At 73.2% G+C, this 24,388-nt stretch carries 7 protein-coding genes (1 of these 7 cut by a window edge); 1 reads left to right on the top strand and 6 read right to left on the bottom strand.

The genetic code is table 11. The annotated features are described in order from the left end of the window. Positions 1–669: 669 nt before the first annotated feature. Positions 670–1,725, bottom strand: a complete 1,056-nt coding sequence (locus tag AB0M59_RS41135; RefSeq protein WP_364626733.1) for a ketoacyl-ACP synthase III family protein — start codon at positions 1,723–1,725, stop codon at positions 670–672. Continuing rightward, positions 1,722–2,936: a macrolide family glycosyltransferase gene (locus AB0M59_RS41130; RefSeq protein WP_364626731.1), complete on the bottom strand. Its 1,215-nt coding sequence runs from the start codon at positions 2,934–2,936 to the stop codon at positions 1,722–1,724. The genes AB0M59_RS41135 and AB0M59_RS41130 overlap by 4 nt, the downstream gene beginning before the upstream one ends. A 264-nt stretch (positions 2,937–3,200) precedes the next feature. On the opposite strand from AB0M59_RS41130, the gene AB0M59_RS41125 reads away from it, so the two are divergent. Then, entirely contained in the window at positions 3,201–4,385 is a 1,185-nt protein-coding gene (locus AB0M59_RS41125) for an aminotransferase class I/II-fold pyridoxal phosphate-dependent enzyme (protein ID WP_364626729.1), read from the top strand. A 44-nt stretch (positions 4,386–4,429) separates the two neighbouring features. On the opposite strand, the gene AB0M59_RS41120 is transcribed toward AB0M59_RS41125, so the two are convergent. The 4 genes in view from AB0M59_RS41120 to AB0M59_RS41105 are tightly spaced (at most 31 nt apart) and all read right to left on the bottom strand, a layout consistent with a single transcriptional unit that may run on beyond the window. Continuing rightward, complete coding sequence (locus tag AB0M59_RS41120) at positions 4,430–5,680, bottom strand: activator-dependent family glycosyltransferase (RefSeq protein WP_364626727.1); 1,251 nt, start codon at positions 5,678–5,680, stop codon at positions 4,430–4,432. A 13-nt stretch (positions 5,681–5,693) separates the two neighbouring features. Next, positions 5,694–6,452 (bottom strand): alpha/beta fold hydrolase, encoded by a 759-nt coding sequence (locus tag AB0M59_RS41115; protein ID WP_364626725.1) that lies wholly within the window; start codon positions 6,450–6,452, stop codon positions 5,694–5,696. Beyond that, complete coding sequence (locus AB0M59_RS41110) at positions 6,445–16,800, bottom strand: type I polyketide synthase (RefSeq protein WP_364626723.1); 10,356 nt, start codon at positions 16,798–16,800, stop codon at positions 6,445–6,447. The genes AB0M59_RS41115 and AB0M59_RS41110 overlap by 8 nt, the downstream gene beginning before the upstream one ends. A gap of 31 nt (positions 16,801–16,831) precedes the next feature. Continuing rightward, positions 16,832–24,388, bottom strand: the 3' portion of a protein-coding gene (locus tag AB0M59_RS41105; protein ID WP_364626722.1) for a type I polyketide synthase. 1,257 nt of this gene lie beyond the right edge of the window; 7,557 of the gene's 8,814 nt are visible here — the last part of the coding sequence; the start codon falls outside the window, past its right edge; it ends in the stop codon at positions 16,832–16,834.

Genomic DNA, 24,388 nt, shown 5'->3' with positions numbered 1-24,388 from the left:
AGATGTTCACGGACTGTTGGTCAGTTTCCACCCGCCGCGGCGTCTGGCTACTGTGCGGCAGCTGTGGTCATACCCGGAGTAGCCGGCGTGGGCGGTTCAGGGCTGGGTCCGGCGTGGTCCGTACGGGTGGGTGCGGGGTAGCCCGGGCGGGTCAGTGGCGGTCGTGCGGGCGAAGGTCATGAAAGGGTCGTTCACCTCGTCCGGCGAGGTGAACGACCCTTTCATGACGTCCGGACCGCCGCTCTCACCGACTGCCGCGCTCCTCCGGCGGCTGCCGCGGTGTCTTGAATGAGTCATTCAGGGCCTGGGAGGTCCTGAATGACTCATTCAGGACGTGGCGGCCGGTCGCGGCTTGCTCCGCCGGCGGGAAACTCGCCCCGGTGGAGTCCGCGGCGCCGGTGAAGCCGGCTTCGCACGCTCGGGAGGGTTTCGGGCCGCAGCAAGCCTGCCCGCCTAACCCGCCGCACCGCCGCACCGCCGCACCGCCGCACCGCCGCACCGCCGCACCGCCGCACCGCCGCACCGCCGCACCGCCGCACCGCCGCACCGCCGCACCGCCGCACCGACCATGCAAGCCTCGCCCATCGCACCCCGACGCCGCACCCGCGCACGCGAAAGGCCGCCGCCACCGAACCGCGTCCGGTGAAGGCGACCTGAGACCCGCCTGCCTCAGCCCCTGGGCACGACCGGCCCAGCCCACTCCGGCACATCCAGAATCTCGACGACCGCACCAGCCACACTGACCCCCGGCGCGATCCCGACCATCAGCACGTGATCCCCCGGCGCCAGCTGCCCCGTCCCGAGCATGTTCGCCAGCGACGCCACCTGGTCACTCGCCCCGAGGTGCCCCAGCCCGCGCCCGAAGTCCCAGTTGGACTTCTCCAGCGGGATGCCCAGCATCGCCAGCAACCCGTCCTCGACGTACTTGCGCGAGCCGTGGTTGTACGCGATGCGGCTGACCCCGTCGATGCCGATGCCCGCCTCGGCCAGCACCCGGTCGATCAGCTCCGAGCGCGTCTTCAGCAGGTTCAGGCCACTGTGGAGCATCGTGTCGCGGTTTTCGAACCCGAAGAAGTCGATGCGCTCGGCGAAGTCCATGAACCGGCCGATCGTCGCGCCCGGGGGGAACATCGGTTCGTCGCCGCGGTGCATGCCCTCCAGCTCCGGCACCGTGATCGAGTTAGCCGACTTCAACCGCGCGAAGCCGGATGTCGTGTTCAGGACCACCGCCGTCGCGCCGTCGCCGATGACGAAGTCCGGGCGCAGGCAACGCCAGCGGTTCACCAGCGGGGACGTCGAGTTGTCCGACGCGACCGTCATCGCGGTCCCGCCGCCGCGGGCGATCAGGTACGCCGACGCCAGCTCCAGCGCCCCGAACATGCCGTTGCAACCCTGGCGCAGCTGCGCCGCCAGCAGATCACCGCCGACCAGGTGCCGCTGCAGCCAGAACTGCGGGAACCAGCCGTCGGGGCCGGAGTGGTAATTGTCCGCGTACAGCAAAACGTCCAGCGCCTCCGGGTCGACGCCCGCCCGGGCCACGGCTTCCTGCCCCGCCCACAGCGCCATGTCCGGGGCCGGGGTCTCGCCAGCGCAGGCCGCGCCGGTCAGCCCGGACGTCTCGGCGTCCTCGGCGGTCATCCACCCCTGCTCGATCGCCGCCTCGACGCCGGTGGTCGGCGGCACGTACGTGCCGATCCCGCTGAGGTAGACCTCCGCCAGCTTCACTTCGCCTCCACTTTCGCTCGCAGCCACGACTCGACGGCGTCGGCCGCCCGGGTTTCCCCGCCGGCCAGCGCGACCTGCTCGCTCATCCACCGGACGCGCCGGGCGACCACGGGATCGGACGCGGTCGCGGTGACCGCTTCGAACAGTTCCGCCTCGGTGACGTCGGTGCGCGACACCACCCGGCCCAGCCCGAGGTCGGCGACCCGCGCCGCGGTCACCACCTGGTCGCTCTGGGACGGCGTCATCACCATCGGGACGCCGTAGTGCAGCGCCTCCATGGTGCTGCCGAGCCCTCCGTGGGTGACGAAAACCCGGGTGTGCGGCAGCAATGCCGCGTGCGCGACGAACGAGTGTGCCTCGATGTTGGCCGGCAACGGGCCCAGCTCAGCAGGGTCGACCCACCGGCCGAGCGTCAGCACGACGTGGTACGGCTGCCCGGTGAACGCGCGCACGCACTTGCGGAAGAAGCCGACCTGCTCCCGGCTGCGCGAGGTGCCCAGCGAAATCAGCACGAGCGGCAGGCCGTCCGCGGGCGGGGTCCACTCCCCCGGTGGCACCGTCCGGTCGAAACACGGTCCGATGAAGGCGAAGCGGTCGTCGAAGGTCTCGCCGCGAATCTGGAACGCCTTCGGCAGGTAGACGAGATGGTAACCGGGGTCGCCGCCACTGGTGTCCACATCGGACAGGCCGTGCTCGGCCAGCAACCGCCGGGTTTCCTCCACGAACGTCGTCAACGCGGGGTCGGTGAGGTCCGGTGGCCCGGCGGAGTCCGACTCGGCCTGCGCCTCGTTCAGGCGGAAGTGCTCGTTGGAGGCGAACTCCGGGCACGACTGCACCGTGGGCACCGACCACTTGCACGCGATCAGCCGCGCCGTCTCGGACGCCGCCAAGTCGTGGACGACCAGGTCCGGCGGGTCGTCGGCGAACCGTTGCATCGCCGCGGGAAGCGGCGCGAGGCCCTCGCCCATGAACGCCAGCATGGCCCGCAGCGCGTACCCCTCGGAGGCGGTGTCGCCCAGCCCGGTCGCCCACGGGAACGTCGAGGTGTAGGGCAGTACTTCGGCGCCGGTCGCCGCCACCGTCCCGGCGAACTCGTCCACCACGGCGAAGGTGACCCGGTGACCGCGGCGCACCAGCTCGGCGACGATCGGGAGGATCGGCGCGACGTGGGCGTACGCGGGGAAACTGAAGACGGCGATGTGCCTGCTCACCGCTGCATCGTCGGGCACCGGGACGCCGGGACGCACCGGCTACCACGCAAGTTCTGGCTATTTCCCCCCAAAACGGCTTTGAACGTTTCTACGCCGGGACGACTAGGGGGTTCCACAGAGTTTCCCGGCAAGATCCGTCACTCCCCCGCGGCGTACCTATCCTGCAGACGACCGTACGAGGGGGGTCTCAACAGCTGTTGCAAAGCAACGAAATGCACGTCATCGCGGGAAAGGGCAGACCGCGACCCTGGGGAAGGACCTTTCATGAAGACGAGCGTTGACGACCTGGCACTGTTCGGCGGCCCGATGGCCTTCGAAAAGACCTTGGTGGTGGGGAAGCCGAGCACCGGGGACCGGGCGAAGTTCTACGAGCGGCTCGAAGTGGCCCTCGACAGCGGGCGCCTCACGAGCGGCGGCCCGCTGGTCAAGGAGTTCGAAGCGCGGATCGCCGACCACGCCGGGGCGAAGCACTGCGTCGCCACCTGCAACGGGACGATCGCGCTCGAGGTGATGGCCCGGGCGGCCGGGCTGACCGGCGAAGTCATCATGCCGTCCATGACCTACGTCGCGACCGCGCACGCGATGCGCTACCTCGGCCTGACGCCGGTCTTCTGCGATCTCGACCCGGCCACCGGCTGCATCGACCCCGAGCAGGTCGAGCGCCTGATCACCGAGCGCACGACCGGGCTGGTCGGCGTGCACCTGTGGGGCCAGCCCGCCGCCGTCCAGGAGCTGGAGAAGATCGCCGAGCTGCACAATCTGACCCTCTTCTTCGACGCCGCGCACGGCATCGGCTGCAGCTTCGGCTCCCAGCCCCTCGGCGGGTTCGGCAAGGCCGAGATGTTCAGCTTCCACGCGGCGAAGGTCGTCACCACCTTCGAGGGTGGCGGGATCGTCACCAACGACGACGACTTCGCCCAGCTCGCGCGCTACACCCACAACTTCGGCTGGGGCGAGGAGCACGTCACCGAGTTCGCCGGCACCAACGCCAAGATGAGCGAGGCGTCGGCGGCCATGGGGCTGACCTCGCTCGACGCACTGCCCGCGACCATCGCCGCCAACCGCGCCCACTACGAGCAGTACACCGCGGAGCTGGACGGGCTGCCCGGCCTGGAGATGCACCGCTACGACGAAGAGAACCGCAACAGCTACCAGTACAACGTCGTCAAGGTCGACGAGGAGGTGTGCGGCCTGTCCCGTGACACCATCCTCGACCTGCTGCGCGCGGACAACGTGCTGGCGCAGCGCTACTTCTCCCCGTGTGTGCACGAGTGCGAGCCTTACCGGACCGAGCGTCCGGTGTCGCTGCCCGCCACCGACGCGTTCTCCGCGCGCGTGCTGACGCTGCCGACCGGACCTTCGGTCACGAGTGCGCAGGTCCGCGAGGTTTCGGCGATCGTGGCCTTCGCGATCGAGCACGCGCCCGAGATTCGCCGCCGCCTGGGTTAGAAGAGGTCGTGAGTGAGAAACAGTGTTCTAACCCTGTTTCTCACTCACGACCGTTCGGCGACCAGCTTCTCCAGATCCGCGACCAGCTCGGCCGGGGTCGGCTGGGCCAGCGCGAGGTCGCGCAGGCGACGCGCGTTGGCCGTGAACTCCGGTTCCCCGACCAGCCGGGCCACCGCGGACCGCAGGTCATCGGCGGTGAAACCGTTGTGGGTGAACAACAGTCCCGCGCCCTCGTCGACCAGGCGCTGGGGACGCAGGAGGTGGTCGGCGATCGGCGTGGTCACCGTCAGCTGCGGGACCCCGGCCACCAGCGCCGCGCCGTAGCTGCCGAAGCCGCCGTGGTGCACGATCGCCGCGCAGCTCGGCAGCACTGTGTGCAACGCGACCGACTCGACGACGCGGACGTTGCCGGGGACCTCGTCCAGCAGCTTCCGCTGCTCGGGCACCAGCGCGGCGATCACTTCGATGTCCAAAGTAGACAAAGCGGCCAGGATCTCGGGGATCGAAACGTAGTCGCCGCCGAACGCGTCCGTGTTGGACGAACCCAGCGTCAGGCATACCCGCGGCCGCGACGGCGGATCGCGCAGCCAGTCCCAGACGACCGCCCGGCCGTTGTAGGGCACGTGCCGCACCGGCAGCCGCCGGACGCCGGAGCGCGCGCCGAGCGACTCCGGCAGCGGGTCGATCGTCGCCTGGCCGGTGACCAGCTCCTCGTCGAAGTCCACCCCGTACGGCTGGCCGGTCAGCTCCAGCCAGTCGTAAAGCGGGTCTTCCTGCTCCTCGGCCGGCTGTGCGGCCATCACCTTCAGGAAGGTCGCGCGCATGGCGCACCAGACGTCGGCCCAGCACAGCTGCCGGACGTGCGCGGCGCCGCACGCCTTCGCCGCGATCGCCCCGGCGTAGGTCAGCGCGTCCCAGACGACCAAGTCGGGTTTCCACGACAAAGCGTGGGCGACCAGGTCCCCGACCATCTCGTCGTTGTAGATGGCGAACCCGGCCCACACGGTGAACGTGTAGCGCTGGTGGAGGGCCTCCCAGGTGTGCGACGCCGGGTCCGTGTCGTTCCAGTTCGCGATGTCGGCTTCCTGGGCGTCGCGGTTCTGCTTCATGCCCTCGTGCATCGTGTTGTCCACGCCGACCGGGACCGCGGTCAGCCCGGTGCCGGTGATGACGTCGGCGAACCCCGGCGACGCCGCCACCCGCACCTCGTGCCCGGCCGCGACGAGCGCCCAGGCGGCCGGGACCATGCAGTACAGGTGGGACTTCTCGTCCAGCGTCACGAACAACACGCGCACGGCAGGATGCCTTTCAGTGGTGGCCGGAGAACGTGCCCGCGAGCCGCGCGGAGATCAGCCGCAGCACTTCGGGCTGGTGGTCGGCGAGGAAGAAGTGCCCGCCGGCGAACACCTTCAGCTCGAACTCGCCGTCGGTGTGCTCCTGCCAGGCCCGTGCCTCGTCCAGCGTGGTCTTCGGGTCGGCGTCGCCGGTCAGCACGGTGATCGGCGTGGCGAGCTTCGGTCCCGGCTGCTTGACGTAGGTCTCCGCGGCCTTGTAGTCGTTTCGGATGGCGGGCAGAGCCATCCGCAGGATCTCTTCGTCACCCAGCACGGCCGCGTTGGTGCCGCCGAGCTTGCGCACTTCGGCGATCACGCCGTCGTCGTCGAGCAGGTGCACGGACTCGTCGCGGCGGCACGCGGGCGCCCGCCGGCCGGAGGCGAACAGGTGCAGCGGCGACACCCCCGCCTGCTCCAGCCGGGCGGCGACCTCGAACCCCAGCGTCGCGCCCATGCTGTGGCCGAACAGCGCGAACGGCCGCCGCGTCCGGTCCGCCAGCACCTCGGCGACCCGGTCCGCGAGCTCGGGCAGGGTGTCGATCCCGGGCTCCAGCCGGCGGTCCTGGCGGCCCGGGTACTGCACGGACAGGACCTCGACCGAGCGGCCGAGCCCGGCGGACATCGGGAAGTAGAAGCTGGCCGAGCCGCCCGCGTGCGGCAGGCAGAACAGCTGGACGGCGCCCTCGTCCGCGTCGTGGTAGCGGCGGAGCCAGAGCTCCGGGTTCTCAGTCATGCGTGAACTCCGTCTTCAGGGTGGTGCCGAGCCAGCCGCGCACGGTCTCGGCGGTGGTGGCGGCGTGGTCTTCGACCATGGTGAAGTGGTTGCCCGGCACGTCGACGACGAAGTCCGCGGTGGCCCAGTGCGTCTGCCACTCCTCGGGGGCCAGCCGCTCGTCGGCGACCGGCGGCTCGGACGAGCGGACCAGCAGGAGCGGCACCGAGAGCTTCGCGGGCGACCAGCCGGCCATGAGCCGGAAGTACCAGCTCATCGCCGACAGCCGGGCGACGTCCATCGGCGCGAACACCTCCTCGCGGTCGAACATGCCGCCGAACAGCTCGTCGCGGAACCGATCGAGGGGCGAGTCCTCGCGCGGCAGGTAGCTGTCGAGCAGCACGACGGCCAGTGGCGGGGTGCCCCGCTCTTCGAGGAGCTCGGCGGCGGCGTGCGCGAGCATCCCGCCCGAAGAGGATCCGAGCAGGACGAACGGCGCGCCGTCTGCGACGCGCAGCACCGAGTCCGCCTGCACCTCGGCGACCGCGCGGACGCTGTTCGGAAGTGCCTCGCCCTTGACGAACCCCGGCGCCGGCAGCGCGTGCACGTCGAGGTCACCGCGGAACGGCGAGGCGAACCGGGCGTACTGGTGCACCCCGGCCAGCGCCACGTACGAGCTGAAGCAGATGAGTTTCGGCGTGCGCTCCCCGGCCGCGAGCTGCACCGAGCCCGGCTGCTCGGCCAGGTCGGCGGCCGCGTCGAAGGTGGGCCGCAGCAGCGCCGCGTTCTGCAGCAGCTCGAAGCCCTCCTTCATCTTGCCGAGCTCGCAGGCCGTGCGGAACAAGGCGCTCAGCGTCTCCCCGGAGTCCACAGTGGACTTCTTCGGCGCCGCGGTCGCGCTGACGTTCAGCTCCGCCCGCAGGTGTGCGGCGAGGTCCGCCGGCGCTGGGAAGTCGAAGACCAGCGTCGGCGGCAGCCGCAGGCCGGTGGACGCGCCGAGGGCGTTGCGCAGCTCGACCGCGGTCAGCGAGTCGAAGCCGGCGATGAGGAACCCGACGTCCGGGCGCACAGCCTCGGGACCGGCGTGCCCCAGCACCGTGGCCGCGGTGACCCGGACCAGGTCCAGCAGCATCGCTTGCTGGTCCGGCTCCGGTTTCCCCGCCAGGGCGGTGCGCAGGGCGGCCTCGCCGGACACCGGAGCGGCAGCCGACGCGGCCCGCCTGGCCGGGCGCACCAGTCCTTTGAGGACGGAGGCGACCTGGTCGCCCAGCCCCGTCAGGTCCAGCTTCGCCGGGACCAGCGCGGGTTCGGCGAGCGCGGTGGCGGTGTCGAACAACGCCAGCCCCTGCTCGACCGGCAGCGCGTGGACGCCGCCGCGCGACATCCGTTTCCGGTCGGCGGAGTCGAGCGCGGAACTCATCCCGGTCTCCCACAGGCCCCAGGCCAGCGCTTGGGCGGGCAGGCCGCGGGCGGCCCGGTGGGCGGCGAGCGCGTCGAGGAAGGCGTTAGCCGCGGCGTAGTTGCCCTGCCCGGGTCCGCCGAAGGTGGCCGACACCGAGGAGAAGAGCACGAACGCCGAGAGGTTCCGGTCCGCGGTCAGCTCGTGCAGGTGCCAGGCGGCGTCGACCTTGGGCCGCAGCACGGCGTCCATCCGCTCGGGGGTGAGCGAGGACAGGACACCGTCGTCGAGCACGCCGGCCGCGTGCACGACCCCGGCCAGGTCGGGAACATCCGCGAGCAGCTCGGCGAGCGCGGCCCGGTCCGCGGTGTCGCAGGCGGCGAGGCGGACGTCGGCGCCGAGAGCGGTCAGCTCGGCCCGCAGTTCGGTGGCGCCGGACGCGTTACGGCTGGTCAGCACGAGCCGCCGGACGTCGTGCGAGGTGACCAGGTGGCGGGCCAGCACGCGGCCCAGGCTGCCGGTGGCGCCGGTGAGCAGCACCGTGCCGTCCGGCCCGAACGGGCGCTTGGCGGTGGCGGCTTCGGTGGTCGCCCGGGTCAGCCGGGCGGCGAGCAGCGCACCTTCGCGGACGGCGAGCTGCGGCTCGTCGGCGAGAACGGCCGACGGCAAAGCCGCGACGGACTCGTCGTGGTCGTCGAGGTCGATGAGCCGGACCCGGCCGGGGTGCTCGGACTGCGCCGAGCGGACCAGGCCCCACACCGGCGCGCACGCCAGGTCGGGGACGTCGTCGCCGGCCGTGGCGGCCACCGCGCCCCGGGTCACCACCACCAGGCGGGACGCGGCGAACCGTTCGTCGGCCAGCCACTCCTGCAGCAGGGAGAGCACGTCGTGCGCGGTCGCCCGGGCGACGTCCGGCAGTGCGCCCGCGGCCGGGGTGCGGACGGCCAGCACCGCTTCCGGCACGGCCATGCCGAGGCCGGTCGCGGCACCGAGCGCCGTCAGGTCCACATAGGACTCGCACGTGACGCCGGACGCGTCGAGCACCGGCCCGACCTTCAGTTCGTCCTCGCCGACGACGGCCCATCGCCGGGTGACGGCGTCGACCGGGGCCGGCGGGACCGGCCGCCAGTCGAGCCGGAACAACGATTCGTGCGCCTTCCGGACCGGGCGCACCGCACCGGCGACCAGCGGGCGCAGCACCAGCGCGTCGACAGACGCCACCGGACGGCCGGTGGGGTCGGCCAGGCTCAGCTTCACCGTGTCGTGGCCGTTCGGGGTCACCGTGACCCGGACCGCGGTGGCACCGCTCGCGTGCAGCGTCACCCCGCTCCAGGAGAACGGGAGGTAGTTGCGGCCCGCCCACTCGGCGACCGTGCCGAGCACGTGCAGCGACGCGTCCAGCAGGGCCGGGTGCAGGCCGGACCGGGCCGCGTCCGCGCGCTCCTCGGGCCGCAGCGCCACCTCGGCGTGCACCTCGTCGCCGAGCCGCCAGGCCGCGCGCAGCCCCTGGAAGGCCGGGCCGTAGCCGAACCCGCCGTCCGGGCCCTCGGTGTAGAGGCCGTCGAGGTCCAGGGGCTCGGCCCCGGCCGGCGGCCACTCCGTCAGGTCTTCGGGGACCGGACCGGGTTCGGCGGTCAGCCGGCCGCTGGCGTGCCGGGTCCAGGACTCGTCGTCGAGTCGCGAGTGGACGGTGACCGGGCGTATGCCTGTCTCGTCCGGCACACCGAGGACGACCTGCAGCTGGACGCCGTCGCGGGCGGGCAGCGGCAACGGCGTTTCGATGACCAGTTCGTCGATGCCTCCCGCGCCGACCTGCTCGGCCGCGCGCAGGACCAGTTCGACGAACCCGGTGCCGGGGAAGAGCGTGCTGCCCGCGACGACGTGGTCGGCGAGCCAGGGGTGGGTGCGCGGCGAGATCCGGCCCGTGCACACCACGGCGCCGTCCTCGGCGTTCGTGACCGACGCGCCCAGCAGCGGGTGGTCGGGGCGATCGAGGCCCGCCATCGTGACGTCGCCGGCCGGCGCGAGGGAGAACTCGGGCCAGAACCGCTCGTGCTGGAAGGCATACGTCGGCAGCTCGGACGGATCGCCGGGTCCTCCGAGGACAGTCGCCCAGTCCACGGTGGATCCGCTGACGTGTAATTTCGCCAGCGCCGCCAGCAGATCCTGAGGCTCGTCGCGGTCCTTGCGCAGCAGTGCGGTGACCAGCGCCTGGTCGTCCAGTGTGGACGCCGTCATCGCGGTGAGGACGCCGTCCGGGCCCAGCTCCGCGAACCGGGTCACGCCCAGCCCGGCGAGGGTGGTGACGGCGTCGGCGAACCGGACGGTCCCCCGGGCCTGGCGCAGCCAGTACTCCGGCGAGGTCAGCTCGGTAGCGGGCTCGCCGGTCAGCGTCGAGACGATCGGGATCGCCGGCGCGGCGAAGGTGACCCCGGCGAGAACCCGACCGAACTCGGCGAGCATCGCGTCCATGGCCGGCGAGTGGAAGGCGTGCGAGACGCGCAGCCGCCGGGTCTTGCGCCCGGCCCAGTGCCGTTCGACCGCCAGGACGCCGTCCTCGGGGCCGGAGATCACCACGGACGCCGGTCCGTTGACCGCGGCGAGTCCGACCCCCGCGGGCAGCGTCGGGACGATCTCGGCTTCGGTCGCCTCGATCGCGAGCATCGCGCCGCCGGTCGGGAGAGCCTGCATCAGGCGGCCTCGTGCGGCGACGACCGCGCAGGCGTCGGGCAGCGACCACACGCCCGCGACGTGCGCGGCGGCCAGCTCGCCGATCGAATGCCCGGCAAGCCGGTCCGGGCGGACGCCCCAGGATTCCAGGAGCCGGAAGAGGGCCACTTCGACCGCGAACAGCGCGGGCTGGGTGTAGCCGGTCTGGTCGAGCAGCTCGGAGTCGATGATCTCCGCGAGCGGCCGATCGAGGTGGGTGTCCAACTCGGCGCACACCTCGGCGAAGGCTTCGGCGAACACCGGGAACTCGCGGCGCAGCCCGGCACCCATGCCGAGCCGCTGCGCACCCTGGCCGGTGAAGAGGAACGCGGTGGCACCCTCGGCACGCACGCCGGTGGTGACGCCGGGCGCGGGACGGCCGGCGGCCACGGCGGCCAGCCCCCGCACCAGCTCCTCACGGTCGGTGCCCACGACAACCGCGCGGTGCGCGAAGGCCGTACGACCCGCCAGCGCGGCGCCGATCTCGGCGGGCTCGGCCGCGTGCGCCGCGACGTGGCTCAGCAGCCGCTCAGCCTGCGCGCGCAAGGCTTCCGGGGTGCGACCCGACACAGTCCAGGGCACCCAGCGCCCCAATGTGGCGTTCGGTGCGTCAGGCGCACCCAATGTGGCGTTCGGTGCGTCTGACGCACCCAATGCCACGTTGGGGCGCTCCGGTGCCTGCTCCAGGATGACGTGGGCGTTGGTGCCGCTCACCCCGAACGAAGAGACACCGGCGCGGCGCACACGGTCGTCGTCCGGCCACGGCACGGACTCCGCCAGCAGTCGCACGGAACCGCCGGACCAGTCCACATGCGACGAGGGCACGTCGGCGTGCAGGGTCTGCGGTAGCAGGCCGTGGCGCAGGGCCAGCACCATCTTGATGACCCCGGCGACACCGGCCGCCGCCTGCGTGTGGCCCACGTTGGACTTGATCGAACCGAGCCACAGCGGACGGTCACGATCCCGGCCGTAGGTGGCGATCAGCGCTTGGGCCTCGATGGGGTCACCCAGCGACGTGCCGGTCCCGTGTGCCTCGACGGCGTCCACATCGGACGGTTCGAGACCGGCGTTCGCCAGCGCCGCCCGGATCACGCGCTGCTGCGAAGGACCGTTCGGGGCGGTGAGGCCGTTCGACGCGCCGTCCTGGTTCACCGCGCTGCCGCGCACGACCGCGAGCACCGGGTGGCCGTTGCGGCGCGCGTCGGAAAGCCTTTCCAACACCAGCATTCCGGAGCCCTCGCCCCAGCCGGTGCCGTTCGCGTCGTCGGAGAACGCGCGGCACCGGCCGTCCGGCGACAGGCCCCGCTGCCGGCTGAACTCGACGAACGAGCCCGGCGTCGACAGCACGGTGACGCCACCGGCGAGCACGAGCGAGCACTCCCCGGTGCGCAGCGCCTGGATCGCCCAGTGCAATGCGACCAGCGATGACGAGCACGCCGTGTCCACGGTGACCGCCGGACCTTCGAGCCCGAGTGCGTAGGAGATCCGGCCCGAGAGCACGGACGCGGCGTTGCCGGTGCCGAGGTAGCCTTCGGCGCTCTTCGGCGACAGCGCGAGCAGGGCCGGGTAGTCCTGGCCGTTGGTCCCGGCGAACACGCCGACCGGCTGTCCCCGCAGCGACTCCGGGTCGATCCCCGCACGTTCGAGGGCTTCCCAGGACGTCTCGAGCAGCAGCCGCTGCTGTGGGTCCATGGCGAGGGCTTCCCGGGGCGAGATCCCGAAGAAGGCCGGGTCGAACAAGACGGCGTCGTCGAGGAAACCGCCTTCGCGGGCGTACGACGTGCCCTCGCTGTCGGGATCCGGGTCGTAGAGGGCGTCGAGGTCCCAGCCGCGGTCGGCCGGGAAGCCGCCGATCGCGTCGCGGCCCTCGGCGAGCAGCGTCCACAGCTCGTCCGGGGTGTGGACGCCGCCGGGGAACCGGCAAGCCATCGACACGATCGCGATCGGCTCGTCGTCGGTCCGGGTCGTGACGGAGACCGGCGCCGCCGTTCCGGTGTCGCCGGTCAGGTGCGCCGCCAAGGCCCTCGGAGTGGCGTAGTCGTAGATCAGCGTGGCGGGCAGCCGCTGCCCGGTGGTCGCGGCCAGCCGGTTCCGGAGTTCGACGGCGGTCAGCGAGTCGAAGCCGAGATCCTTGAACGCCTGGTCCGGCTCGACGGCCGCCGCGTTCGTGTACCCGAGCACCAGCGCCACGGCGGTGCGGACGACGTCGAGCACGTCGGCCGGCCGGTCCGCGGCCGGCTCGGCGACCGGTCGCGGCGGGACGAGCCCGGCGAACACCGGCGGCAGGGCCGGAGCGGCGCCGAGCACGGCGAAGTCGAACCGGATCGGCAGCACCGCGGGCTCCCCGGCGCGGCAGGCCGCGTCGAACAGCCGGAGACCTTCCCCGGTGGACAGCGGGATCATGCCGGTGGCGCCCAGTCGGCGCCGGTCGCGGTCCGCGAGGGTGCCGGTCATGCCGCCGGCCTGCTCCCAGAGCCCCCAGCCGAGCGAGAGCGCGGGCAGGCCGTGGTCGCGGCGGTGCCGGGCCAGCGCGTCGAGCCAGACGTTGGCCGCCGCGTAGTTCGCCTGCCCGGCCGGGCCGAGCGTGCCGGAGATCGAGGAGAACACGACGAACGCGGTCAGGTCGGCCTCGGCGGTCAGCTCATGCAGGTTCGTGACGGCGTCGATCTTGGGGCGCAGCACAGCGTCCAGGCGCTCGGGAGTCAGCGCGGAGACGACTCCGTCGTCGAGGACGCCGGCGACGTGGACGACGCCGGTCAACGGCCGGTCCGCCGGGATGTCCGCCAGCAGGGCGCCCAGGGCTGTCCGGTCGGCGGCGTCGCAGGCCGCGACGACCGGTTCGGCGCCGAGTTCGGTCAAATCCGCGATCAGCTCGGTCGCGCCGTCGGCGTCCGGGCCCCGACGGCTGGCCAGGAGCAGGTGCCGTACCCCGTACCGGGTGGCCAGGTGGCGGGCGACGAGTGCGCCCAGCGCCCCGGTGCCGCCGGTCACGAGCACCGTCCCATCCGGACCGAAGGACGCGGACGGTCCGGCTTCGGACGAGGTCAGCTTGGCCAGGCGCGCGGCCCGGATCTCGCCGTCGCGCAGCAGGAACTCGGGTTCGCCGGTGGCGAGCGCGGCGGGCAGCAGGCGCGCGGCCGCCAGGTCGTCGACGTCGGCGAGCACGAACCGGCCCGGGTTCTCGGCCGCCGCCGAGCGCACCAACCCCCACACGGGGGCCTGCGCGAGGTCCGCCACTCCGTCGGCGACGGCGGCGTTCCGCGTCAGCACGACCAGGGTGCGGCCGTCGAACCGCTCGTCGGCCAGCCACGACTGCACGAGCCGCAGCGCGCGACGAGCCGCCTCCCCCGGCGTGACACAGCGGAACGGGGCGACCAGGACGTCAGGCAGCGCGCCCGCTTCCGCGACGCTGTCGAGATCGGGGTGGCAAGCCAGCGCACCCAGCTCGGCGAACAGGGCGGCGCCGAGTTCGCGGTTGCCCGAGCCGAGCAGGGCCCACGCCGCGGGAACGGGCTGCCCCGCCGGGACGGGCACCCAGTCGAGCTTGAGCAGGCTGTCGCGGGTGGCGCCGCCGACCGGGCGGGGCAGCTCCGGCCAGTAGGTCTCGCGCTGGAACGCATAGGTCGGGAGTTCGCACGCCCGCGCGCCGGGAAACAGCTCGCCCCAGTTCGCCCGCGCGCCGCGGACGTACACCGTCGCGACGGCGGTCAGCGCGGTCCGGACCTCGTCGCGGTCCTTGCGCAGCAGTGAGGCGACGGTCGCGCCGGGCAGGCACTCCTCGGTCATCGCGGCGAGGACGCCGTGCGGGCCCAGCTCGAGGAACCGGGTGGTCCCGAGGTCCGCGAGCGCCGCGACGGCGGTGGCGAACCGGACGGGCTCCCGGACCTGGCGCACCCAGTAGTCCGGCGTGGCCAGCTCGTCGGTCACCGGCGCCCCGGTCACGGTCGAGACGATCGGGAGCCGCGGCCGGGCGTAGGTGATCCGCGCCGCGACCTGCGTGAACTCGGCCAGCATCGGGTCCATCAGCGGGGAGTGGAAGGCGTGGGAGACGGTGAGCCGCCGGGTCCGGCGGCCGAGGGCGGTGAAGTGCCGCTCGATCTCTCCCGCGGCCGTTTCGTCGCCGGACACCACGACGGAGTCCGGGCCGTTGACGGCCGCGAGCGAGACGGCGCCGGTCAGCAGCGGCGTCACCTCGTCTTCGCTGGCCTGGACGGCGACCATCGCCCCGCCGCTCGGCAGCGCCTGCATGAGCCGCCCGCGCGCCGCGACCAGCTCGGCGGCGGCGGCGAGGGAGAACACGCCCGCGACGTGCGCGGCGGCCAGCTCGCCGATCGAGTGCCCGGCGAGGTGGTCGGGCGTCACGCCCCAGGACTCCAGCAGGCGGAACAGCGCGACCTCGACCGCGAACAGCGCGGGCTGGGTGTAGGCCGTCTCGTCGAGGGTGTCACCGGACCAGATCACCGTCTTCAGTGGACGGTCGAGGTGCCGGTCGAACTCCGCGCAGATCTCGTCGAAAGCGTTTGCGTAGGCCGGGAAACGTTCGTGCAGCTCGCGTCCCATGCCGCCGCGTTGCGCGCCCTGGCCGGTGAACAGGAACGCGGTCAGCCCCTCGGCGACCGCGCCGCGGACGAGCCCGGGCACGTCGTCGCCCTTCGCGAGCGCGCGCACGCCGTCGGCCAGTTCGGCCGCGTCGCCGACCAGCACGGCCCGGTGTTCGAAGGCCGACCGGGTGGTGGCGAGCGCGAGCCCGATCCCGGCGGGGTCTCCGTCGACCGCGGCCAGCCGAGCGGCCTGGGCCCGGAGTGCGGCCTCCGACCGTCCGGAAAGGACCCACGGCACGACCGACGGTGTGGTTTCGCCTTGTGGTGCGGCTTCTTCGGCCGGGGGTGCGGCCAGGAGCACGTGTGCGTTGGTGCCGCTCACCCCGAACGCCGAGACGCCCGCGTGGCGCACCCGTCCGTCTTCCGGCCACGGGACCGGTTCGGTCAGCACGCGGACGTCGCCGGCCGACCAGTCCACTCGCGACGTCGGCTGGTCGACGTGCAGGGTCTTGGGCAGGACGCCGTTGCGCAACGCGAGGGTCATCTTGATGATCCCGGCCACGCCGGCGGCAGCCTGGGTGTGCCCGAGGTTCGACTTGATCGACCCGAGCCAGAGCGGGCGACCGGCCGGCCGGTGCTCGCCGTAGGTGGACAGCAGGGCCTGCGCCTCGATCGGGTCGCCCAGGCTCGTCCCCGTACCGTGCGCTTCGACGGCGTCCACATCGGACGGTGACAGGCCCGCGTCGGCGAGCGCGGCGCGGATGACGCGTTGCTGCGACGGGCCGTTCGGGGCGGTGAGCCCGTTCGACGCGCCGTCGGAGTTGATCGCCGAGCCCGCGACGAGCGCGAGCACGGGGTGGCCGTTGCGCCGGGCGTCGGACAGCCGTTCCAGCAGCACGACGCCGGCGCCCTCGCCCCAGCCCGTGCCGTCCGCACCGTCGGCGAACGCCTTGCACCGGCCGTCCGCGGCCAAGCCCTGCTGCCGGCTGAAGCCGATGAACGCCCCGGGCGTCGTCATGACCGTGACGCCGCCGGCGAGCGCCAGCCCGCACTCCCCCTCGCGCAGCGCGTGCGCCGCCCAGTGCAGCGCGACCAGCGAGGACGAGCACGCCGTGTCGACGGTGACGGCCGGGCCCTCCAGGCCGAGCACGTAGGAGATCCGTCCGGAAAGGACACTCGCCGCGTTGCCCGTGCTCTCGTAGCCGTCGCCGACGCCGGGCGCGAGGCTGAGCAGGCCCGGGTAGTCCTGTCCGTTGGTCCCGGCGAACACGCCGACCGCCTCGCCCCGCAGGGACGCCGGGTCGATCCCGGCGCGTTCGACGGCTTCCCACGACGTCTCGAGCAGCAGCCGCTGCTGCGGGTCCATCGCCAGGGCTTCCCGCGGTGAGATGCCGAAGAAGGCCGCGTCGAACGCACCCGCGTCACGGACGAACCCGCCCTGGTCGACGTAGCTCGTACCGGGGTGCTCCGGGTCCGGGTGGTAGACGGCGTCGAGGTCCCAGCCGCGGTCGTCCGGGAAGTCCGTCAGCGTGTCGGTGCCGGCTTCGAGCACCCGCCAGAGGTCCTCGGGCGTCTCGACGCCGCCGGGGAACCGGCAGGCCATCGCCACGATGGCGATCGGCTCGGACGTCGCGGATTCGGCCTCCCGCAGACGTTCCCGGGTCTCGTGCAGGTCGGCGGTGACCTTGCGCAGGTACCCGAGCAGCTTCTCCTCGTTCACGTCGCACCCCGCCCGCCGGCGAACCCGCGCGTCACGCGAGTCCCAGCTCGTTGTCGATGAAGTCGAAGATCTCGGTTTCGCTGGCCGTCTCGAGCTTCTGCCGCGTGTCTTCCGCCGGGCCGGTGCCCAGCCGGCCCAGCAGTGCCTGCAGCCGGGCGGTGACCCGGGTGCCGGCGAGCTGCTCGGCGGTCAGTGCGGCGAAGGCCGCCTCGATCCGGTCCAGCTCGGCTTCGGCCGCCGCGGCCGGGTCGGCCGGACCCAGCTCGCGGCCGAGGTGCCGGGCCAGCGCCGCCGGGGTGGCGTAGTCGAACCCGAGCGTCGCGGGCAGCGACAGACCGGTGACGGCGGCGAGCCCGTTGCGCAGCTCGACCGCGGTGAGCGAGTCGAGGCCCAGCTCCTTGAACGCGAGTCCGGGGTCCACTGTGGACGGGCTCGCGTACCCGAGCACAGCAGCGACCTCGGCGCGCACCAGGTCGAGCAGCGCGCGCTCTCGTTCGGGCCCGGTCAGCGTGTCGAGTTTCGCCCGGAGGTCCGGCTTCTCCACCGTGGTGAGCGCGCGCCGCGCCTCGGGGAGGTCGTCGAGCAGCCGCGCGGTGGGGACGGTGGTGGCGAACACGGCCCAGTCGACGTCGGCCACGGCGACGACGGGCTCATTTCCGCTCATGGCTTTGCGCAGGGCCGCGGTGGCCAGGTCCGGAGCCAGTGGGCGGATCCCGCCGCGTTCGGAGCGGGCGCTGTTTCCGGCCGCCATGCCCGCGCCCGCCCACGGGCCCCAGGCGATCGAGGTGGCGGGCAGGCCGAGGCCGGCCCGGTGCTCGGCGAGCGCGTCCAGCACGGCGTTGGCCGCGACGTAGTTGCCCTGCCCGGCGGCGCCGAGGGTGGCGGCCAGGGAGGAGAACAGCACGAACGCCGACAGGTCGCGATCGCGCGTCAGCTCGTCCAGGTTGACCGCGGAGTCCACTTTGGACCTCAGGACGGTCGCGAGCCGCTGCGGCGTCAAGGAGTCCAGGACGCCGTCGTCGAGGACACCGGCGGCGTGCACGACGGCGTCGAGGTCGGGCTGCGAGTCGAGGAGTTCGGCGGCGGCGTCCCGGTCGGCGAAGTCGCAGGCGGCGATCGTCACCTTGGCACCCAGCGCGCTGAGCTCGGCTTCCAGCTCGGCGGCCCCGGGCGCGGCGGGTCCGCGCCGGCCGGCGAGCACGACGTGCGGCGCACCGGTGCGCGCCAGCCACCGGGCGACCTCGGCGCCCAGCGCACCGGTGCCGCCGGTGACCAGCACCGGCCCAGTCGGGGTCCAGGGCTCGGCGTGCTCCTCGACGGGGGCGCGCACGAGCCGCCGTGCGAAGGTTCCGCCCGGGCGGATCGCGAGCTGGTTCTCACCGGAGGTGCCGGAGAGGGCGGCGATCAGCCGGGTCAGCTCGGGTTCACCGGGCTCGGCGGGCAGGTCCGCGAGGCCGCCCCAGCGGTCGGGGTGCTCCAGTGCGGCGGTCCGCCCGAGGCCCCAGATCCCGGCGGACAGCGGCTGAGCGGGAGTCTCGGACTCGACGGCGACGGCGCCGGTGGTGACCGACCACAGCGGCGCGTCGAGGCCCGCGTCGCCGAGGGCTTGGAGGAGGGTGGTGCTCAGCGCGAGGCCGAGCGGCACAGACGGCTGGCCCGGCGTTGCGTGGACAGCGAGGCCGAGCAACGAGAGAACGCCGACGACCTGTCCGACGCCGAGCAGCTCGGCGGCGACAGCCTCGCGATCGGGCTCGCTCAGCGTCACCCGGACCACTTCGGCACCCGCCTCAGCCAGCGCCGGGAATACCACTTTGACCAGCGGCTCCTTCTCATACCCTGCCGGAACCACCACGAGCCGGCGACCCGGCAGCCGCACCCGGGGCTGGTCCGGGATCGGGCGCCACGACACTCGGTACTGCTTGTTGTCCGCCGGCGCCGCGACCGGAACCAGCGGCTCCGGCCAGAACACCTGACGCTCGAACGGGTAGGTCGGCAGCGCGATGTTCCGGTTGCCGGAGACCAACGGCGCCCAGTCCACGGCGGCCCCGCTGACGTGTAGCGAAGCCAGCGCCAGCAGCGCCGTCGAGACCTCCGGGCGGTCCTTGCGCAGCATCGGGGTGGCCCCCGTCAGCGCGCTCAGCGTCCCGTCCGGGCCCAGCTCGACCAGCCGCGTCACCCCGGCCTCGCGCAGCGTCTCGACAGCCAGAGCGAACCGCACCGGCTCGCGCACCTGCCGCACCCAGTACTCCGGATCCGTCAAGTCGGCGGTCCCGGTCACCGTGGACACGACGGGGATGCGCGGCCCGGCATAGCCGATCCCGCGCGCCACCTCGGCGAACTCCTCGAGCATCGCGTCCATATGTGCCGAGTGAAACGCATGCGAGACCCGCAAATCCCTAGACTTCACGCCGCGCGCGGTCAGCTCGGCGGCGATCTCGGCCAACACCTCGGCGTCGCCGGAGAGCACCGTGGCCAGGGGCCCGTTCACCGCGGCCAGGTCCGCGCGGCCCGCGGCGACCTCGAGGACGTCCTGCTCGGCGGCCTGCACGGCGAGCATCGCGCCCCCGCCGGGCAGCGCCTGCATGAGGCTCGCCCGCGCGGCGACCAGCTTGCCGGCGTCCGCCAGCGAGAACACCCCGGCGACGTGCGCCGCCGCCAGCTCGCCGATCGAATGGCCGGCCAGGTAGTCCGGCTTGACGCCCCACGACTCCAGCAGCCGGAACAGCGCGACCTCGATCGCGAACAACGCGGGCTGCGTGTAGCCGGTCTGGTCGAGCGCCACCGCGTCACCGAACACGACCTCACGCAACGGCCGATCCAGCGAAGGGTCGAGGACCGCGCACACCGCGTCGAACGCGTCCGCGAACACCGGGAACCGCGCGTACAGCTCGGCCCCCATCCCGACACGCTGCGACCCCTGTCCGGCGAACAGCAGTGCCGTCGCCCCGTCGGCGACGTGTCCGGCGACCACGCCGGGGTGCTTCGCGCCCGAGGCGACGGCGGCCAGCCCGGCGAGCAGGTCGGCGCCCGTCACGACCGCCCGGTGGTCGAACACCGCCCGGGCGGCCAGCGAACGGGCGACATCCGCCGGGGCGACGTCCGAGGCTGAGACGAACTCCGCCAGCCGCCGGGCCTGCTCGCGCAGTACCGCCTCCGACCGGCCCGACAGCGTCCAGACGACGTCCGCGGCGGGCGCGTCCACCACTTCGGAGGCAGGCGGCTGTTCGAGGATGACGTGCGCGTTGGTGCCGCTGAAGCCGAAGGACGACACGCCCGCCCGCCGCGGCCGCTCCGAAAGCGGCCACGGGGTGGTCGAAGTCAGCAGTGCCACCGCGCCGCTGTCCCAGTCGACGTGCCGCGACGGCCGGTCCGCGTGCAGCGTCTTCGGCAGCACGCCGTGCTCGAGCGCGAGGATCATCTTGATGACGCCGGCGATCCCGGCCGCCGCCTGCGTGTGCCCGATGTTGGACTTCAGCGACCCCAGCCACAACGGCTGCTCGCGGTCCCGGCCGTAGGTCGCCAGCAACGCCTGCGCCTCGATGGGGTCGCCCAGGGCGGTGCCGGTCCCGTGCGCTTCCACGACGTCCACATCGGACGGTGTCAGGCCCGCGTTCACCAGTGCCGCCCGGATCACCCGCTGCTGTGAGGGACCGTTCGGCGCGGTGAGGCCATTCGACGCGCCGTCTTGGTTCATTGCCGAGCCGCGCAGCACCGCGAGCACCGGGTGCCCGAGCCGCCGCGCGTCCGAGAGCCGTTCGACCAGCACGACGCCGGCGCCCTCGCCCCAGCCCGTGCCGTCCGCCTCCTCGGCGAAGGCCTTGCACCGGCCGTCCGCCGCGAGGCCGCCCTGGCGGGAGAACTCGACGAACGCGCCGGGCGTCGCCATCACCGTCACGCCGCCGGCCAGCGCCATCGCGCACTCGCCCGAGCGCACCGACTGCGCGGCCAGGTGCAGTGCCACCAGCGACGCCGAGCACGCCGTGTCCACGGTCACCGCCGGGCCGCCGAGGCCCAGCACGTACGACACCCGGCCCGAGACGACCGAAGCAGCGTTGCCGGTGCCGACGAACCCGCCGAAGTCCTCGCCCGAGCCCGCGAGCACCGCCGGGTAGTCCTGCCCGTTGGTGCCGAGGAACACCCCGACGTCCGGGCCGCCGGCCGGGTCGACCCCGGCGCGTTCGAGGGTCTCCCAAGCGGTTTCCAGGACGAGCCGCTGCTGCGGGTCCATCGCCAGCGCCTCGCGCGGCGAGATGCCGAAGAAGGCCGGGTCGAACTCCGTGACACCATCGACGAACGCGCCACCACCCGTGACGACCCCGGCCGCCGCGAGGCCCGCGAGGTCCCAGTGCCGGTCGACGGGGAAGCCCGAAACCGCGTCGCCGCCGGACAGCAGCAGTTCCCACAGGTCTTCCGGGGTGCGCACTCCGCCGGGGAAGCGGCAGCCCATGGCCACGACGACGATCGGGTCCTCTGTTGACGCCACCGCCCGCTCGACGGCCGGTGCTTCGTCCGTCGTGCCCGCGAGGTGCGCGGCCAGGTCGGCGGCCGTCGGGTAGTCGTAGATCAGCGTCGCGGGCAGCTCGGTCCCGGTGGCCGCGCCGAGCCGGTTGCGCAGTTCGACGGCGGTCAGCGAGTCGAACCCGAGATCCTTGAACGACTTGTCCGCGGCGACCTCTTCGGTGTAGCCGAGCACCGCGGCGACCTGGCGCCGCACCACGGTCAACATGTCCACCGTGTCCATATCGGACAGCTCCACCACCGGAGCACCGGCCGCCTCGGGAAGCTCGCTCAGCAGGCGGCTCGGTCGCACGGCGGTGAGCGCGGGACCGTAGACCGCCCAGTCGACGTCGGCGAGCGCGACCGCGACGTCGCCGGCGCCCAGTGCCCGGTCGAGCGCGGACAGGGCGAGTTCCGGGCCGAGGGGCGTGAGGCCGCCGCGGCGCAGCCGGTCGCGGACCGCCTCGTCCGCGGCCATTCCGGCGTCGGCCCACGGTCCCCAGGCCAGCGAGGTCGCCGGAAGCCCGCGCGATCGCCGATACGCGGCCAGCGCGTCGAGGTAGGCGTTCGCCGCCGCATAGTTGCCCTGTCCGGCCGAACCGACCGTGCCGGCGAGCGAGGAGAACAGCACGAACGCCGACAGGTCGCGGTCCGCGGTGGCCTCGTGGAGGACCCGGGCGGAGGTCGCCTTGGCGCGCAGCACCCGGTCGAGCTTTTCGGGGGTGAGCCCGTCGAGGACGCCGTCGTCGAGGACCCCGGCCGCGTGCACGACGACGCTCAGGTCCGGCAGGGAGTCCACCAGCGCGGCGACGGCGGCCGGGTCGGTGAAATCGCAGGCCACGACCGTGATCTCGGGCCTGGCCGGTTCGGTCGCCGCCGGTCCGCGACGGCTGGCCAGCACGACGCGCGACGCGCCGCGCTCGACCGCCCAGCGCGCCAGGTGGCCGCCGAGCGCACCGGTGCCGCCGGTGATCAGTACCGTCCCCGTGACCGTCCACGGGGGACAGTCGCCGATAAGCGGCGCTCGCACGAACCGCCGGGCGAAGACGCCGGAGGGCCGGATGGCGACCTCGTCCTCGGCGCCGTCGGCGAGCACGCCGCACAGCCGGTCGAGGCCGCGTTCGTCGAGCTGTGCGGGCAGGTCGGCCAAACCGCCCCACCGGCGCGGGTGTTCCACCGCGGCCGACCGGCCGAGGCCCCACACCTGAGCCTGCTCCGGGTGCGTGAGCGGATCGGATCGACCGGTGGAGACCGCGCCCCGGGTCGCGCACCACAGCGGCGCGGACCAGCCCAGCGCGCCGAGGATCTGCACCAGCGTGAGCGTGTCCGCCACGGCCAGCAGCGAAAGGATCCCGGCGGGTTCGTCTCCCGGCAGGGCGGCGCCGGCCGGGACGTGCAGCACGTCCGCGCCCCGGTCGCGCAGGCCCTCGACCACGTCGTCGGCACCTTCGCCCACCACGAGCCAGCGCCCGGACAGCCGGGTCGCGGTGGTCCCGGTGACCGGCCGCCAGCCGATCCGGTACCGCCAATTGTCCGCTGTAGACTGATCGTGCGCACGACGGCGCCACGCGGCCAGCGCCGGGAGGACATCGCTCAACGGCGTCTCCGACGGCACCTCGAGAGCGCTCGTCACGGCGACGAGGTCCTCGCGCTCGACCGCCGACCAGAACTGCTCGGCGCCGGTGTCCACGACCTCGGAAGACTCCGGCGAGGTGAGCCAGAAGCGCTCGCGCTGGAAGGCATAAGTCGGCAACTCGACCCGTCGGGCGCCGCCGAGCAAGGGCGTCCAGGCGGGCGCTCCGCCCCGCACGTACAGCTCGGCCAACGCGGCCAAGACCGACTCCCGCTCGTCGCGCCCGGCACGCAGCATCGCCACGACCGGCACACCCGCCATCCCGGCGAGGGTCCCGTCCGGGCCGACCTCGACGAACCGCGCGGCGCCCCGGGCTTCCAGGGCCGCCACGCGGTCGGCGAACCGGACCGGCTCGCGCACGTGCCGCACCCAGTACTCCGGGTCGGTCAGGTCGGCGGCTTCGCCGGTGACGATCGGGATCTTCGGCGCCGAGAACGTCAACCCGGACACCACCTGGCGGAACTCGTCCAGCATCGGGTCCATCAGCACCGAGTGGAAGGCGTGCGACACGGAGAGCCGCTTGGTCTTGCGCCCACGGGAAGCCAGTTCGGCCGCCGCCGCGAGGACGGCGTCCTCGTCGCCGGACAACACGACGGAGTCGGGCGCGTTGACGGCGGCCAAGTTCACTCGCTCGCCCAGCAGCGGGGTGACCTCGCCTTCGGTCGCTTGCACGGCGACCATCGCCCCGCCGGCGGGGAGAGACTGCATCAGCCGGGCGCGCGCCGCGACCAGCTTGCACGCGTCGGCCAGCGAGAGGATTCCGGCAACGTGCGCCGCGGCCAGCTCGCCGATGGAGTGCCCGGCCAGGAAGTCCGGCTTCACGCCCCAGGACTCGAGGAGCCGGAACAACGCGACTTCGACGGCGAACAGCGCGGGCTGCGTGTAGCCCGTGTCGTTCAGGGACTCGCCTGAGATCGCTTCGGCCAGAGGAAAGTCGAAGCCTGCGCACACCGCGTCGAACGCTTCGGCGAACACCGGGAACTCACGACGCAGTCCGGCACCCATGCCGATCCGCTGAGAACCCTGGCCGGAGAACAGGAACGCGATCTTGCCGGCCTTCCCCGCCACACCGTCCACAAGGGACGGGGAAGGCTCGCCGGCAGTGAGAGCGTCCAGGGCCGTCGCCGCCCCGGCAGCGTCGGCGGCCAGCACGACCGCCCGGTGCTCGAACGCCGACCGTCCCGTGACCAGCGACAACGCGGTGTCCGCGAGCGGCTGGCCCGCCGCCAGGTGTTCCCGCAGCCGGGCGGCCTGTTCGCGCAGAGCTTCGCGGGAGCGCGCCGAGAGCGCGAGCGGAACCAGCCCGCCGACCGTGGTCGCCGCGGCCGGCGCGGCGTCGTAACTCTCCAGGACCACGTGCGCGTTGGTCCCGCTGATGCCGAACGACGACACGCCGGCGCGGCGCGGGGTCTCCCCCGCCGGCCACTCGACGTTGTCGGTGAGCAGTTCGACGGCTCC

The sequence above is a fragment of the Amycolatopsis sp. NPDC051371 genome (genome assembly GCF_040682155.1).
Lineage (GTDB): Bacteria > Actinomycetota > Actinomycetes > Mycobacteriales > Pseudonocardiaceae > Amycolatopsis.
Note: the sequence above shows the minus strand (reverse complement) of the source record. Positions and strands in the feature narration are given on the sequence as shown.